Origin of the sequence: Serratia sp. CY33802 (assembly GCF_052169095.1) — a bacterium.
Taxonomy (GTDB): domain Bacteria; phylum Pseudomonadota; class Gammaproteobacteria; order Enterobacterales; family Enterobacteriaceae; genus Serratia; species Serratia bockelmannii.
The window spans coordinates 55,662-69,597 of record NZ_JBJNLL010000004.1; the positions used below are offsets into that span (position 1 = coordinate 55,662).

15 protein-coding genes are annotated in these 13,936 nt (G+C 60.7%); 6 read left to right on the plus strand and 9 right to left on the minus strand.

All coding sequences use genetic code 11. The features are described from left to right. Positions 1–23: 23 nt before the first annotated feature. Both ACJ8HA_RS15075 and ACJ8HA_RS15080 read right to left on the minus strand, forming a co-directional pair. On the minus strand, positions 24–965 hold the full coding sequence (locus tag ACJ8HA_RS15075; protein ID WP_025304761.1) for an ornithine cyclodeaminase family protein: 942 nt from the start codon (positions 963–965) through the stop codon (positions 24–26). After that, complete coding sequence (locus ACJ8HA_RS15080; protein ID WP_089181466.1) at positions 952–1,920, minus strand: threonine/serine dehydratase; 969 nt, start codon at positions 1,918–1,920, stop codon at positions 952–954. The genes ACJ8HA_RS15075 and ACJ8HA_RS15080 overlap by 14 nt, the downstream gene beginning before the upstream one ends. Positions 1,921–1,956: 36 nt before the next feature. Here ACJ8HA_RS15080 and ACJ8HA_RS15085 point away from each other — a divergent pair, with 36 nt between their 5' ends. Next, entirely contained in the window at positions 1,957–2,217 is a 261-nt protein-coding gene (locus ACJ8HA_RS15085; protein ID WP_442515389.1) for a hypothetical protein, read from the plus strand. Positions 2,218–2,396: 179 nt separating this feature from the next. Further along, positions 2,397–3,677: a DUF3748 domain-containing protein gene (locus ACJ8HA_RS15090; RefSeq protein WP_049204656.1), complete on the plus strand. Its 1,281-nt coding sequence runs from the start codon at positions 2,397–2,399 to the stop codon at positions 3,675–3,677. An 11-nt stretch (positions 3,678–3,688) separates the two neighbouring features. Here ACJ8HA_RS15090 and ACJ8HA_RS15095 read toward each other — a convergent pair whose 3' ends face one another. Beyond that, complete coding sequence (locus ACJ8HA_RS15095) at positions 3,689–4,036, minus strand: YceK/YidQ family lipoprotein (protein WP_016929593.1); 348 nt, start codon at positions 4,034–4,036, stop codon at positions 3,689–3,691. A 309-nt stretch (positions 4,037–4,345) separates the two neighbouring features. Here ACJ8HA_RS15095 and ibpA point away from each other — a divergent pair, with 309 nt between their 5' ends. The 3 genes from ibpA to ACJ8HA_RS15110 all read left to right on the plus strand — a co-directional run bounded on the left by ibpA (position 4,346) and on the right by ACJ8HA_RS15110 (position 7,120). Then, the gene (gene ibpA / locus ACJ8HA_RS15100; RefSeq protein WP_004933919.1) at positions 4,346–4,759 is read left to right on the plus strand and encodes a small heat shock chaperone IbpA; all 414 of its coding nucleotides are present in this window, start codon (positions 4,346–4,348) and stop codon (positions 4,757–4,759) included. A gap of 106 nt (positions 4,760–4,865) precedes the next feature. Continuing rightward, entirely contained in the window at positions 4,866–5,294 is a 429-nt protein-coding gene (gene ibpB, locus ACJ8HA_RS15105; protein ID WP_004933922.1) for a small heat shock chaperone IbpB, read from the plus strand. A 167-nt stretch (positions 5,295–5,461) separates the two neighbouring features. Then, positions 5,462–7,120: a putative transporter gene (locus ACJ8HA_RS15110; protein WP_025304765.1), complete on the plus strand. Its 1,659-nt coding sequence runs from the start codon at positions 5,462–5,464 to the stop codon at positions 7,118–7,120. Between the two features lie 10 nt (positions 7,121–7,130). On the opposite strand, the gene ACJ8HA_RS15115 is transcribed toward ACJ8HA_RS15110, so the two are convergent. From ACJ8HA_RS15115 to ACJ8HA_RS15130, 4 genes are all read right to left on the minus strand, one after another. Continuing rightward, positions 7,131–7,511 (minus strand): type II toxin-antitoxin system VapC family toxin, encoded by a 381-nt coding sequence (locus tag ACJ8HA_RS15115; RefSeq protein WP_025304766.1) that lies wholly within the window; start codon positions 7,509–7,511, stop codon positions 7,131–7,133. Beyond that, a complete protein-coding gene (locus ACJ8HA_RS15120) occupies positions 7,511–7,732 on the minus strand; it encodes a ribbon-helix-helix domain-containing protein (RefSeq protein ID WP_025304767.1) in 222 nt (73 codons plus the stop codon). Before ACJ8HA_RS15120 ends, ACJ8HA_RS15115 begins: the two co-directional genes overlap by 1 nt. 74 nt (positions 7,733–7,806) lie before the next feature. Then, a complete protein-coding gene (locus ACJ8HA_RS15125) occupies positions 7,807–9,057 on the minus strand; it encodes a valine--pyruvate transaminase (protein WP_049204660.1) in 1,251 nt (416 codons plus the stop codon). A 135-nt stretch (positions 9,058–9,192) separates the two neighbouring features. Continuing rightward, positions 9,193–11,256 (minus strand): alpha-amylase, encoded by a 2,064-nt coding sequence (locus tag ACJ8HA_RS15130; RefSeq protein ID WP_167324695.1) that lies wholly within the window; start codon positions 11,254–11,256, stop codon positions 9,193–9,195. A 196-nt stretch (positions 11,257–11,452) separates the two neighbouring features. Between ACJ8HA_RS15130 and ACJ8HA_RS15135 the strand changes: the two genes are divergently transcribed. Beyond that, positions 11,453–11,605: a hypothetical protein gene (locus ACJ8HA_RS15135; protein WP_162837931.1), complete on the plus strand. Its 153-nt coding sequence runs from the start codon at positions 11,453–11,455 to the stop codon at positions 11,603–11,605. 1 nt (position 11,606) lies between these two features. Here ACJ8HA_RS15135 and ghrB read toward each other — a convergent pair whose 3' ends face one another. Both ghrB and ACJ8HA_RS15145 read right to left on the minus strand, forming a co-directional pair. Beyond that, positions 11,607–12,584 (minus strand): glyoxylate/hydroxypyruvate reductase GhrB, encoded by a 978-nt coding sequence (ghrB, locus tag ACJ8HA_RS15140; protein ID WP_049204664.1) that lies wholly within the window; start codon positions 12,582–12,584, stop codon positions 11,607–11,609. Positions 12,585–12,657: 73 nt separating this feature from the next. Then, entirely contained in the window at positions 12,658–13,926 is a 1,269-nt protein-coding gene (locus ACJ8HA_RS15145) for an MFS transporter (protein WP_033639091.1), read from the minus strand. Positions 13,927–13,936 lie beyond the last annotated feature (10 nt).

Consider the following 13,936-nt stretch of genomic DNA (forward strand, 5'->3'; position numbering starts at 1 on the left):
CGCGTGGGCGCTGCGGCGCCCCTTTATACTTTCGCCAACACCCCTTTGGCGATCTGCAGATCCTGAATCGCCAAGCCGGTGAGATCGGCGATGGTGATGTGCTGCGGCTCGCGTCGTACCCGCCCTCCCTGCGCCAAGACGGCGCCCATTTCGACGATTGGCGTTGAAATCAGCCTGTTTTGCCGATAAGCCGTCGCGATCTCACCATAGTCCGCGCACTGCGTCAGGGCATCGACCAGCAGCGCGTCTGCGTTGGCCACCAAATCGGTCGCCAGTTCCTGTTTGCCGGGCGCGTCGGCGCCCACGGCGGTGATGTGCGTGCCGGGCCGAATATCCGCCGCCTGCAATATCGGTTCGCGGCTGGGCGTGGTGGTCACGATCAGCCGACAGTGCGCTGCCAGTTCCGCCGCATTCTGCGTAACCCGCACCCGAAAACCCTCGGCTTCGGCATCGCGCCGATACGCCGCCAGCGCCTGTTCGTCTCGTCCCCACACCCATACGTCTCGGCAATCGGTCACCGGTTTCAGGCATTGCAGCTGCAGCCGCGCCTGCAGACCCGTGCCGACCATGCCGATCGCCTGAATATGCGGCGGCGCGCACAGCTCGGCGGCGATGCGGCCGGCCAGGGCGGTGCGCAACGCGGTCAGCCAACCTTCATCCTGCAGCAGCGCCTGCGGTTCGCCGGTCTGGGCGGAGAACGCCATCACCAGCCCCTGATTGCTCGGCAGGCCGTGTTCGGCGTTGCGATAGAAACCGGCGGAGATCTTGACCACGAACAGTTCGTCACCTTCCAGCCAGGCGGACTTGATGCAGCAGTCGCCGGCGGCACGCTCGAACAGGAAATGCTGCACCGGCGGTTGTTGCACTCGCTGTTGCGAGTAGGCGATAAAACCCTGCTTCAGCAGCGGCGTTATGGTCTCGGCGTCGAACGCGGCGAGGATTTGCTGCCGATTAAGGATGTGCATCGGCGATGGCCTTGAGGTATTTCTCCAGCACGATGTTCTTGCCGCACAGTACCACCGCCACCTTTTTACCCTGGTATTCCGGCGCCAGTTTGATCGCCGCCGCCAGCGCCACGCCGGCCGCGCCTTCGATAATCCAGCGATCGCTGGCGGCGATCCGGCGCATCGCGTGTTTGATCTCTGCCTCGCTAACCAGCACTTTGCGGTCGATCAGCTGTTGGCACAGCGGAAAGGTCACGGCGCCCGGCTCGACGCCGCCGGCGGTGCCGTCGGACAGGGTTTCTTGCTCTTCCACCGGGAAGATATGGCCCGCTTCCAACGCGCTGTACAGGCTGGTGGCGTTTTCCGGCCAGCAGGCGATAAGCTGCGTGTTCGGCGACAGTTGCCGCAGAACGGTGCCGATGCCGGCGATATAACCCCCGCCGCCGACCGCCACGAACACCGCGTCCAGATCGGTGAGTTGTTCAACCAGCTCCATGCCGCAGGTGCCCTGGCCGGCGATCACCTGCTCGTCGTTATACGGCGAGATATAGGTTTTTCCCTGTTCGCGTGCGGCCTGTTCCCCCGCCAGTTCGGCGTTCAGCGCATCGCCCGGCACCAATTCCACGGTGCCGCCCAGTGCACGAATGGTGTCGAGCTTGATGCTCGCGGCCGTCTCTGGCGCATAAACCGTGACGCCAACCCCCATCAGGTACCCCGCCAGGGCGACCGCTTGGCCGTGGTTGCCGGTTGAGGCGGCGATCACGCCGCGCCGGCGTTGCTCGTTATCCAGCAGCCGCAGCTTGTTGCTGGCGCCGCGAAATTTAAAGGAGCCGGTGTGCTGCAGATGATCGCATTTCAAATACAGCTCGCAGCCCAATTGCTGAGAAAGCAGTACGCTGCGCTCCAATGGCGTGACCCGAACCTGAGGGCGCAGTTGCTGATGGGCAGAAACAATGGCATCGAAGAGGGGATTCATACCGGCTCCAGAATATTTTGGACTTAAAAATCCATATTGTACTTTTTTGTATTGATTGTAAACCCTGCCATCCGACCGGCGGGTAAGCCGGCCAGCAAACGGCAATGGCCGGAGAAGAGCAGCGGGTTGGCGGTGAAAGTAATCATTAATCTGTCGTTTAGCGACACGATTTTTTATTTATTTGCGTTAAGAAAGGCGCTGCCGCTGAATTATTTTGATCAAGTAAATGAGAATGAAAAAATAGCGCTCGCGGCATCTGCCTATACGGCATGGGCACCGCTGAGTTTCGCTGCCTAGAATACGGCCGCCTACCCGGGCGTTTATTTCCTGCCGGCGCCGCCGAGCGGCTTAAATGATAAGACGCTGAAAAATAATTGCGCCAAAATGCCCCCGAGCGCCTCTCGCTGGCCATATGAAACGCTGCCGCCGATCCGGTAAGATGGCCGTTCAGTGCCAGCATGCGCAGGAGAGCCGCCATGAGCCATCGGGAAAAACAACTGACTTTCGACCCACGCGGGCATCAGTTAACCAATATCAACGTCTGGACGCCGGATAGCCAATGGCTGGCTTATGACGTGCGCCCGCGCGGCGCCTCTTTCACCGGCCTTAGCATCGAGCGGGTCAACGTCACCAGCGGCGCGGTGGAGGTGGTTTATCGCGCCCAGCACGGTGCCCACGTCGGCGTGGTTACGGTCAGCCCCGATGCGCCGGCGCGTTACGTCTTCATCCACGGCCCGGAACATCCGGACAGCGCCTGGCAGTATGATTTCCACCACCGCCGCGGGGTGATCGTCAGCGAACCGGATCGCGAGTTGGCCATTACCCTCGACGCGCTGGATATCACGGCGCCCTACACGCCCGGCGCGCTGCGCGGCGGCAGCCATGTGCACGTTTTCAGCCCGGACGGCAGCCGCCTCAGCTTTACCTACAACGATCACGTGATGCATGAATGCGATCCGGCGCGCGATCTGCGCAACGTCGGCGTGGCTGTGCCGCTGCACGGGGTCAATCCGCCGAAACAGCATCCCCGTGAGTATGACGGCAGCCACTATTGCGTGCTGGTCAGCGAGACCGTGCCGCAGCCGCAGCCGGGCAGCGATCAAATCAATCGCGCCTACGAAGAGGGCTGGATTGGCCGCGAAGGTTACCGTAAGGCCGACGGCCGCCGGCAGCGCTGGGCGCTGGCATTTATCGGCGATACGCTGTCCGCCGCCGGCGAAAAGCTGCCGGAGGTGTTTATCGTCGATCTGCCGGAGAACGACGCCGACTACGCCAGGGCGGGTGCTCTGCCGCTGCAGGGGACGGAAAGCGAGCTGCCGGCGCCGCCGCTTGGCGTCAGGCAGCGGCGGGTAACCTTTACCGGGGAGCGTCGTTTTCCGGGCGTCGCCGGTGCGCCGCGCCATTGGCTGCGCAGCTCGCCGGACGGCAGCCAAATCGCATTTTTGATGAAGGATGACGGCGGCGTGGTACAGCTGTGGACGGTGTCGCCGAACGGCGGTGAGCCGCGCCAGGTCAGCCGCGCCGAGCATGACATCCAGTCGGCGTTCAGCTGGCACCCGCAGGGCGGGGCGATAGCCCTGGTGTGTGACAACAGCGTGATGCTGTGTGAGGTCGCCAGCGGCCGCCTGCAGCGTTTAACGCAGCGCAGCCTGCAGCCGCCGTCGGGAGATGCCGTGGTGTTTTCGCCGGATGGCAAGAAAGTGGCGTTTATGCGCGAGATTGCCGGATTCAACCAGATCTTTGTGGTTGAGGCGTAAGGCGGGCCTGATTAGTGTGTGGCGGTGCTGTCGTTGCCTTCGCCGGGGTTGCCGGTTGCCGCCAGATTCTGCTGCTCGCTGCGCAGGATGCGCGCTTTTGGCGAGTCTGCGGTGGCGTCATTGCCTGAACGCAGATAGTCGTAAGGCAGCAGCACGGTATCCATTACTGCGGAGAACGGGAGATCCAGCGCCACCAGCGGCATCATCGCCCAGCTGGTGTTGTCGTCCTTCAGCATGTCCACGCTGGCGCGGGTGCCGGGATAGTAACCCTGATTCGGGCCGGTATGGCTCATCACGCTGGAGCAACCGCTGGTCGCCAACAACATGCAGCCCGTCGCTATCGCTTTCATCGTCGTCATTAATCCATCCTGCAGGGTTGCTGTGCCCCTAAATTAAGCTGATTTATAACATCCTGTTGCTGCTTTAAAAGAAGCAAAATCCCGCTCTGTGGCGGCTCTCTCACTTTAGTGTAAGTGGTAAAAAAACTTTCACCTAACCGAAAAGCGCTTTTTTTGATCCTCGCCCGTTGAATTGATGAAATCAACCCCCATTTTATCATCAGAGCCGGATTGAGAATTTGCCGTAAGGGAATTCTGGCTTAATTAGCCTGTCCAGAATGGAAGGCGTATTTATTTCAACCTCGCTGAAGTGCCTTAGGAGGCTGTTTTATGCGTAATTTCGATCTTTCTCCGCTATACCGTTCCGCCATTGGTTTCGATCGCCTGTTCAACGCGCTGGAGGCCGGCCAGAGCCAGGGCAACGGCGGTTATCCCCCTTATAATGTCGAGCTGGTGGACGAAAATCATTATCGCATCGCCATTGCGGTAGCCGGGTTTGCCGAGCAGGAGCTGGAGATCACCACGCAAGATAATCTGCTGATCGTGCGCGGTGCGCACAATAACGAACCGGCAGAAAAAACCTATTTATATCAGGGCATCGCTGAGCGTAATTTCGAGCGTAAATTCCAGCTGGCTGAACATATTCAAATTAAAGGCGCCAAACTGGAAAACGGCCTGCTGTATATCGATATGCAGCGCATCGTGCCGGAAACATTAAAACCGCGCCGTATCGAAATTAAATAATTCCCTTTTCGCCGGCAGGAACGCTGTCGGCAAATATGCAGTAACAATCCGCCTGCCGTCAGGGGGCTGAATAAACACATCTCGCTTAATGAAAGGAGTTGTTCCTATGCGTAATTACGATCTATCCCCGCTTCTGCGTCAATGGATTGGTTTTGATAAATTGGCCAGTTCAATGGGCGGCCAGGAACCCCAGGGGTTCCCGCCGTATAACATCGAGAAAAGCGATGACAATCACTACCGTATTTCTCTGGCGCTGGCCGGTTTCCGGCAGAGCGAACTGAATATCGAAGTGGAAGGGCCGCGGCTGACCGTCAGCGGTAAACCCACGCCGCCGGAAAAACAGGTCGAGTACCTGCATCAGGGGCTGGTGTGCAAAGAGTTCCAGTTGACCTTTACCCTGGCGGAACATCTGCAGGTGTCCGAGGCCAAATTTGAAAATGGCCTGCTGCACATCGATCTGGTGCGTCAGGTGCCGGAAGCCTTACAGCCGCAGCGCATCGCCATCGGTGCGACGCCGGAGCTGGAAGCCAAATAACCGACTGAAAAACGGTCATCATCATGCGGGGGAGATCCAGACGGATCTCCCCCGTTGCGTTATGTGGCGCACGCCACAGTCCCCCCGACAGTCCGATGTCATAATCCTTATTAATTGTGTGTCTTTGGCCGCAAATTCCCTCTTCAATTTTGGCAAGGATGTGACCTATGAGCGATATCGCCCTGACCGTCAGCATGTTGGCGCTGGCGGCCGTCATTGGGCTGTGGATGGGGAACTGGAAGCTGTACGGCGTCGGGCTGGGCATCGGCGGCGTGCTGTTCGGCGGTATTCTGGTCGGCCACTTTGCCCAGAGCGGGCAAATCAGCCTGAATGGTGACATGCTGCACTTTATCCAGGAGTTTGGCCTGATCCTGTTCGTCTACACCATCGGCATCCAGGTCGGCCCCGGTTTCTTCTCTTCGCTGCGCGTCTCCGGTCTGCGCCTCAATGCCTTCGCGGTGCTGCTGGTGCTGACCGGCGGTGTCGTGGCGGCGGCGGTGCACAAGCTGTTCGACGTGCCGCTGCCGATCATCCTCGGCGTGTTCTCCGGCGCGGTCACCAACACCCCGGCGTTGGGCGCCGGTCAACAAATCCTGACCGATCTCGGTTCCGATCCGGCGTTGGTGGACGGCATGGGGATGGGCTACGCCATGGCCTACCCGTTCGGCATTTGCGGCATCTTGCTGGTGATGTGGCTGATCCGATTGGTTTTCCGCATCAACATCGAGCGCGAGGCGCAGGCGTTTGAAAACAGCCTGGGCAATCAGCGTGAGCTGCTGCACACCATCAACGTGGCGGTGCGCAATCCCAACCTGCAGGGCATGGCGATTAAGCAGGTGCCGTTGCTCAACGGTGAAGCGATCGTCTGTTCGCGCCTCAAGCGCGGAGAGCTGCTGATGGTGCCGGCGCCACACGAGCGGCTGGAACTTGGTGACTACCTGCATCTGGTGGGCAAGCGTGAAGATCTGGAGAACGCCCGGCTGGTGATAGGCGAAGAGGTGGACGCCTCGCTGTCGACGCGCGGCACCGCGCTGCAGGTGGTGAGGGCGGTGGTGACCAACGAGCAGGTGCTGGGCAAGAAAATCCGCGATCTGAACCTGAAGCAGAAGTATGACGTGGTAATTTCACGCCTCAACCGCGCCGGCGTCGAGCTGGTGGCCGGCAGCAACGTGACGCTGCAGTTTGGCGACATTCTCAACCTGGTCGGCCGGCCGGAGGCCATCGACGCGGTGACGGCAATCGTCGGCAACGCCCAACAAAAACTGCAGCAGGTGCAGATGCTGCCGGTCTTTATCGGCATCGGTCTCGGGGTGCTGCTGGGCTCCATTCCGCTGTTCGTGCCCGGCTTCCCGGCGGCATTGCGGCTGGGGCTGGCCGGCGGGCCGTTGGTGGCGGCGCTGATCCTGGGGCGCATCGGCAGTATCGGCAAGCTGTATTGGTTTATGCCGCCGAGCGCCAACCTGGCGCTGCGCGAACTGGGCATCGTGCTGTTTCTGGCGGTGGTCGGTTTGAAATCGGGCGGCAATTTTATCGATACGTTGCTGCACGGCGAGGGGCTGACATGGATTGGTTATGGTGCGTTAATCACCGCCATTCCGCTGCTGAGCGTCGGTATTCTGGCACGCACGGTGGGCAAGATGAACTACCTGACGCTGTCCGGCATGCTGGCGGGATCGATGACCGATCCGCCGGCGCTGGCCTTCGCCAACGGTCTGCATCCCACCAGCGGCGCCGCCGCGCTGTCTTACGCCACCGTGTATCCGTTGGCGATGTTCCTGCGCATCATGTCGCCGCAGCTGCTGGCGGTGCTGTTCTGGACGCTGTAGTGCGGATCGTCTACAGCCGATAAGGCATCAACACGCCATTGTCAGTGCCGAAATCTTTGGGGTTGCGGGAGATGAGCATCCGGAATCCCACCTGCGCTGTGGCCCAGATAATGGCGTCTGGCAGTTTCACATGCTGTGAGTGGCGCAGTTCTACGGCGCGTTCAGCGACTTCATCGGTAATAGGCAGCAGCAGAAATTGCCCTAAAAACTGACGTGTTTTCAGCTCCAGTGCCGGACCCTGTTTTTTAGCACCTACCATCACTTCCATCCAGGTGATGGCGCTGATGGCCGGATTGATGTGATACTCGACCAGAACGTCCCTGGCTTGAGGAATGCCGTTGAGATAATCGATCAGGATATTGGTGTCGAATAACGCCCGTTGAGCCACCATTATTCCCACTCCTCGCGCTGACGATTTTCGTACTCCACGCCATCTCCCATCGCCCCGGACCAGAGCCCGAAAGCGTTGCTGGGATCTTCCACGTGGTTCTCCGTCAGATAGCGGGAGACTGCTTGACGAATGATCTCGGCCCGCGGAACGTGGCGGATATTTTTCAGATTATCGAGCTGCCGCAGGTCTTCTTCAGGTAAATCGATCACGATGCGAGTCATCGTTGGCCCTCCAAAAAAAGATATACGATATATGCATCGTATATCTTTGTCGGTCAATTTTCAATCAGTCGGCGTTAGCCTTTCTGATGTGCGCGCTCGATCTCTTCCGCCAGAATAGCCACGCCGCGCTCGATTTTCTCCGGATCGGGCACGTAGTTCATGCGCATGCACTGGTGGGTGTGCGGCCATTCATGCTCCAACCCCGGGAAGAAGTAGTGGCCCGGCACCATCAGCACGCCGCGCTTTTTCAGGCGCTGATACAGCACTTCGGTGGTGATCGGCAGATCCTTGAACCACAGCCAGAGGAAGATAGCCCCTTCCGGTTTGTGGATCAGGCAGCGCTCCGGCGACAGGTAGCGGCGAATAATCTCGATGGTGTGCTCGACGCGCTGTTTGTAGAACGGGCGAATTACCTCGTTCGACAGGCGCAGCAGATCGCCGCGCGCGATCATTTCCGTCGCCATCGCCGGCCCCATACTGCCTGGCGACAGGCTAATGATGCCGTTCATGTTGGTTAGCGCGGTGATCACCTTCTCGTCGGCGATCACGATGCCGCAGCGCGAGCCCGGCAGGCCGAGCTTGGACAGGCTCATGCACAGGATGGTGTTCGGGTTCCACAGCGGCGTGGCGTCGCTGAAGATGATGCCGGGGAACGGCACGCCGTAGGCGTTGTCGATCACCAGCGGAATATCACGCTGCTGCGCCAGCAGGTCGAGCTTCATCAGCTCTTCGTCGGTGATCACGTTGCCGGTCGGGTTGGTCGGCCGTGAAACGCAGATCATGCCGATGTCATCGCCGATGGTGAGATGTTCGAAATCGACGTGATACTTGAACTGGCCGTCCGGCAGCAGCTCGATGTTCGGTTTGGCGGAGACGAACAGCCCTTCGTCCAGCCCGGCGTCGGCATAGCCGATATATTCCGGCGCCAATGGGAACAGCACGCGGCGGCGCGAACCGTCGGCGTAGCGGCCGGCGAACAGGTTGAACAAGTAGAAAAACGCGCTTTGGCTGCCGTTAGTCAGTGCAATATTCTGTGGCGAAATCTCCCAGCCGAGCTCGTCGCGCAGCAGATTGGCCAGCGCTTTCAGCAGCGCGTCCTTGCCTTGCGGGCCGTCGTAGTTGCACAGCGCCTCGGTCAGTTTGCCCTGGTCGAGCATCTCCTGGCACAGCTGTTTGAAGTAGGCTTCCATCTCTGGGATCTGCGCCGGATTGCCGCCGCCGAGCATGATGGCACCGGGGGTGCGCAGGCCTTCGTTCAGGTCGTCCATCAAACGGGTAATGCCCGCATAACGGGTAAATTTTTCGCCGAAAAGTGAGAAAGTCATAGGTGTAGTAGTACTGTTTTTTAGCAGGTAATCCCCCACCATACCGCCAGACAAATCCCGCTGCAATGCGGCCGACAAATCGGCCAATGGGCAAAAACTTCGCTCATTGGCCGATTGGTAGCATATTGCGCTGGATTATTGTGACCGTTCGCCGGCCCATACCACCATCACCTTATCGTCGCCGAGCCGACGGCTGAAGGCATAGTAGGCGGCATGCGGCTGCGGGGTTTGCACGCCGCCGCCGATCGCCGGATGGCGAGCGCGGAACTGCCCTAACCGTTGCCAGTGGGCCAGCAGCGGGGCTTTTTCTCCCTGCAGCTCACGCCAGTTCATGTCGGAGCGGGTACCCTGCAGCGGATCGGAACCGGTTGGGCCGAGCGGGCGGCCGCTTTCATCGCCGTAGTAAATCTGCACCGCGCCCGGCGCCAGCAACAGCAGGTTCGCCGCCCGCTGTTGGCGAGGCAGCGAGCCTTTGGCGTCGCTGGCGAAGAACAGCCGGGTGTCGTGTGAAGAGAGATAGCTCAGCACGTTGAAATCCTGCAGCCGCTCGGCCATCTGCCGGTAGGTGGCATCGATGTCAGCAAAGCAGCCCAGCGCCTGCGACGCCTGGTCCTGGAAATCGAAGTTGATCATCGCGTCGAAGCCGTTTTGGTAATAGTCGCTTTTCATCACCCCGTGGCCCCAGGCCTCGCCAGTCATCCAAAACGGCGCATCATCCAACGCCTGCTGCGGATGCTCCGCTTTCCATGCCGCCAATGCCGCCGTGGCGCGCTGTTTCAACAGCGCCAGCGTCGGTTTTTCCACGTGCTTGGCGGTATCGACGCGAAAACCGTCGATGCCGTAATCGCGCACCCACTGGCTGAGCCAGACGGTCAGGTAATCGCGGGTGGTGGCGCCGGGCATGTCGCGCGCGGCGGTGTCGGGTTTGTGGCGATAGAACAGCGGCAGGCCGCTGGCGCCGGGCGCTTCGGTTTTGATATCCGGCAGGAAGGCCAGTGACATCGTCAGATCGTCATAGCCCGGCGCGTCATAGTCGCCGATGTCGGTGCGGATCCAATTTTTCCCCCACCATGGGCGCCAGCCCGCCTTGTCGCTGAAGTTGATGTAGTCGTTGAAGCTGTGCCAGTTTTGCCCTGGCCCGGGGCGCCAGTCGCTCCAGTTTTTCCCCAGGGTTTTCTCCACCTCTGCGCCTTGCAGATACAGCGAGCCGAAGTGGAACGTCTGCATATCCGCCAGCGTGGCGTAGCCGACGTGGTTCACCACCACGTCGAACAGAATGCGAATGCCGCGGCGATGCGCCTGCTCGACCAGCGTGCGCAGCTCCTGTTCGGTGCCCATGTTGGCGTCGAGGCGAGTCCAGTCCAGCGCGTAATAGCCGTGATAGGCGTAATGCGGGAAATCACCTTGGGTGCCGCCGCCGACCCAGCCGTGGATCTGCTCCAGCGGCGAGCTGATCCACAAGGTGTTGACGCCGAGCTGCTGCAGATAATCCAGCTTCTGCGTCAGGCCGGCCAGATCGCCGCCGTGAAAGGTGCCTATTTCCTGCAGGCCGTCGCTGCGGCGCCCGTAGCTGTGGTCATTGGCCGGATTGCCGTTCTCAAAGCGATCGGTCAGCACGAAGTAGACCGTGGCGTTATGCCAGCTGAACGCCGCCGGTTTCGCCGTGGCGGCGGATTCCAGCAGCAACAGGCCGCCGCTGGCGGGGGCGGGCTGCAGCGTGATTTTTCCCTGGCTCACCTGCGCCGTTTGGCCGGAATAGAAATCGCGCAGCGTTTCGCCTTCGGTGAAGGTGGAGGTGACGTCGACCGTGACCGGCTTACCGTCCCAGCGCGGGCAGCTGCGGACGGCAACGGCGGCGCTTTCCGGCGCGCTGCTCAGGCTGAGCTGCAGCGTCGGCGTGCCGCTGCGCGTATCGACGCGCACCTGATAGTCGCCGGCGCGGAACTGCCGCCAGCTGACCGGCGGGTTGGCGTCGCAGGGGTGCAGCGACAGCGTCTGGTTAAGTTTTACCGCCTCCGCCGGTTGCCAGCAGCGGTTATCCTGATACAGGCGCAGCGGCAGCTGGCCTTTGGGCAGCGTGGCCTGGCTGGTGAACAGCCCGGCGGCCGTTTCGTCGAAGGCCGGGAAACCCGGCAGTGTCCAGCTGGCCAGCGCCGAAGGCGACAGCAGCATCAATAAGGGCAGGGGTAACAGTTTCATGGCTCTCCTTACGCGCGGCAGGAAGCGTTTTTCTCGCAGGGTAGCGCCCAGTGTGGCAAACGACGGAAAAATGGCCTCCTCCCTGCGAGGGTTTTTCGAGGAGGAGAGGAAGGGCGGAGCGTTTTCGGATTGATTCGGCTTGGCTTTGTGCGCGCGCTGCGGCAGATTAAACGGTGAACATCAAAGGAGGTTAGCGATGACGGACAAAAACTGGCGAGAAGAGATCGTTCAGGCAATTCAGGATGCCGAATTGCAGCACTTCGCCGAAGAACATCAGCTGCAGGCGCTGTTCGCGCCGCAGCAGGAAGAGCAACACGGCCGGTTATCCTCAGACCACCGGCCGCGCTGAGTTATTTCCGCAACAGCTGCGGGTTGACGCAGTTTTCTTTCACCGTGCCGGTCAACGCGGCGATCAAATTATCCACCGCGCAGGCGGCCATGCCGTAGCGCGTTTCATGGGTGGCGGAGCCGATGTGCGGCAACGCCACCACGTTCGGCATGCTGAGCAGCGGCGAGTTGGCCGGCAGCGGCTCTTTCTCGAACACATCCAACCCGGCGGCGTGGATCACGCCGTTTTGCAGCGCTTCGATCAGCGCCTGCTCATCCACTACCGGCCCGCGGCCGGCGTTGATCAGAATGCCACTTTTCTTCATTTTCGCCAGCTGTTCGCGGCCGATCATGTGGAAGGTTTGTTCGGTCAGCGGCAGCGTGATGCAAACGAAATCCGACTCGGCCAGCAGGGTATCCAGATCGCAGCGACGGGCGTTGAAGCGTTGCTCCGCCTCTTCGTGCGTGCGGCGGGCGTTGTAGAGCACCGGCATGCCGAAGCCAAAGTGCGCGCGCTGCGCCAGCGCCAGGCCGATGCGGCCCATGCCGAGGATGCCGATGGTTTTGTGGTGCACGTCGACGCCGAACCAGTCCGGCCCGATGCTGCCGCGCCATTCGCCGGCCTTCACCCGCTCCGCCACTTCCACCACCCGGCGCGCGGTCGCCAGCACCAGGCTCATGATGGTGTCGGCGACGGTTTCGGTCAACACCGTCGGGGTGTGCATCAACAGCACGTTATGGGCGTTGAGCGCCTCGACGTCGAAGTTGTCGTAGCCGACGGAAACGGTCGAGGCCGCGCGCAGTTTGGGCGCCTGCTGCAGGAAGGCTTCGTCAATTTTACCGCCGGAACCGATGATCCCTTCGGCCTGCTGCAACGCCTGGCGCAGTTCGTCGCGGTTCTCCGGCTGCAGGCCGTTGAAGGCGTGCACGGTGAAGTGCTGTTCCAGACGTTCAAGCAGATCGGCGGGCAGGCTTTTGTACAATACGATAGAAGGCTTCATCACGAACTCCAGCTGGGCCAAAGGGGGCATGGTGCCCCCCCGGTTGGGTTAACAGATAAAAAGTATAACTGGATCAAGCCAATTGCGGCTGGATCTCGTTGCGGGCGGGCTTGACGATCAGCGTCAGCACCACCGCCACCACCAGTGCGATGGCCATGAACATGTAGGAAGCCGCCGGGCTGCCGGTGGCGCCATTCAGATAGCCGACGAACCACGAACCGAAGAACGAACCCAGCGCGCCCATGCTGTTGATCAGCGCCATGGCGCCCCCGGCAACGTTTTTCGGCAGCATTTCCGGAATGATGGCGAAGAACGGCCCGTAGGGGGCGTACATCGCGGCGCCGGCGACCACCAGCAGGCCGTAGGAGATCCAGAAGTGGTTGGCGCCGACGGCGTAAGAACCGAAGAACGCCAGCGCGCCGATCAGCAGCAGCGGCCAGACGAACAGCTTGCGGTTTTGCATTTTGTCCGACGCCCAGGAGACCACGATCATGGCGATGGTTGCCGCCAGGTAAGGCACCGCCGACAGCCAGCCGGCTTCCACCATGCCCATCTGCATGCCGCTGCGCAGGATGGAAGGCAGCCACAGCACGAAGCCGTACACGCCGATGCTCCAGGCGAAGTACTGCACGCACAGCAGGATCACGTTGCGTGAGCGGAAAGCTTCGCCGTAGTTGCGCACGGCCTTGATGCCTTTTTGCTCTTCGTCCAGCTGCTGCTGCAGCGCCTGTTTCTCATCGGCGCTCAGCCAGCCGGCCTGCGCCGGTTTGTCTTTCGCCAGCACCCACCAGCAGAACGCCCAGATAACCGCCGGAATGCCCTCGATGATGAACATTTCACGCCAGCCGAAGGCGTGGATCAGGTAACCGGATACCACCGACATCCACAGCACCGTCACCGGGTTGCCGAGGATCAGGAAGGTATTGGCGCGTGACCGCTCCGATTTGGTGAACCAGTTGCTGATGTAGATCAGCATCGCCGGCATCACCGCCGCTTCCACCACGCCGAGGATAAAGCGGATGGCGGCCAGCATCGGAATATTGCTGACCACGCCGGTCAGCGAGGCGCAGCCGCCCCACAGGATCAGGCACCAGAAGATCAGTTTTTTGACGCTGCGACGTTCGGCGTAGATGGCGCCGGGAATTTGGAAGAAGAAATAACCGAGGAAAAACAGCGCGCCCAGCAGCGAGGCCATGCCTTTGGTGATGCCGAGATCTTCATTGATGCCGGCGGCAGAGGCGAAGCTGAAGTTGGCGCGATCGAGATAGGCCAGGCTGTAGGTGATAAACACGATGGGCATGATGTACCACCAGCGTTTGGCCGCGACAGTCGCTTTGTTCATGTTCAGTATC

Bases quoted from the DNA above. Each gene is read 5' to 3' on its own strand.
- ghrB (WP_049204664.1), bottom strand. From the start codon at position 12,584: ATGAAGCCTTCTATCGTATTGTACAAAAGCCTGCCCGCCGATCTGCTT.
- ACJ8HA_RS15135 (WP_162837931.1), top strand. From the start codon at position 11,453: ATGACGGACAAAAACTGGCGAGAAGAGATCGTTCAGGCAATTCAGGAT.
- ibpB (WP_004933922.1), top strand. From the start codon at position 4,866: ATGCGTAATTACGATCTATCCCCGCTTCTGCGTCAATGGATTGGTTTT.
- ACJ8HA_RS15080 (WP_089181466.1), bottom strand. From the start codon at position 1,920: ATGAATCCCCTCTTCGATGCCATTGTTTCTGCCCATCAGCAACTGCGC.
- ACJ8HA_RS15120 (WP_025304767.1), bottom strand. From the start codon at position 7,732: ATGACTCGCATCGTGATCGATTTACCTGAAGAAGACCTGCGGCAGCTC.
- ibpA (WP_004933919.1), top strand. From the start codon at position 4,346: ATGCGTAATTTCGATCTTTCTCCGCTATACCGTTCCGCCATTGGTTTC.
- ACJ8HA_RS15075 (WP_025304761.1), bottom strand. From the start codon at position 965: ATGCACATCCTTAATCGGCAGCAAATCCTCGCCGCGTTCGACGCCGAG.
- ACJ8HA_RS15125 (WP_049204660.1), bottom strand. From the start codon at position 9,057: ATGACTTTCTCACTTTTCGGCGAAAAATTTACCCGTTATGCGGGCATT.
- ACJ8HA_RS15090 (WP_049204656.1), top strand. From the start codon at position 2,397: ATGAGCCATCGGGAAAAACAACTGACTTTCGACCCACGCGGGCATCAG.
- ACJ8HA_RS15115 (WP_025304766.1), bottom strand. From the start codon at position 7,511: ATGGTGGCTCAACGGGCGTTATTCGACACCAATATCCTGATCGATTAT.
- ACJ8HA_RS15145 (WP_033639091.1), bottom strand. From the start codon at position 13,926: ATGAACAAAGCGACTGTCGCGGCCAAACGCTGGTGGTACATCATGCCC.
- ACJ8HA_RS15095 (WP_016929593.1), bottom strand. From the start codon at position 4,036: ATGACGACGATGAAAGCGATAGCGACGGGCTGCATGTTGTTGGCGACC.
- ACJ8HA_RS15130 (WP_167324695.1), bottom strand. From the start codon at position 11,256: ATGAAACTGTTACCCCTGCCCTTATTGATGCTGCTGTCGCCTTCGGCG.
- ACJ8HA_RS15110 (WP_025304765.1), top strand. From the start codon at position 5,462: ATGAGCGATATCGCCCTGACCGTCAGCATGTTGGCGCTGGCGGCCGTC.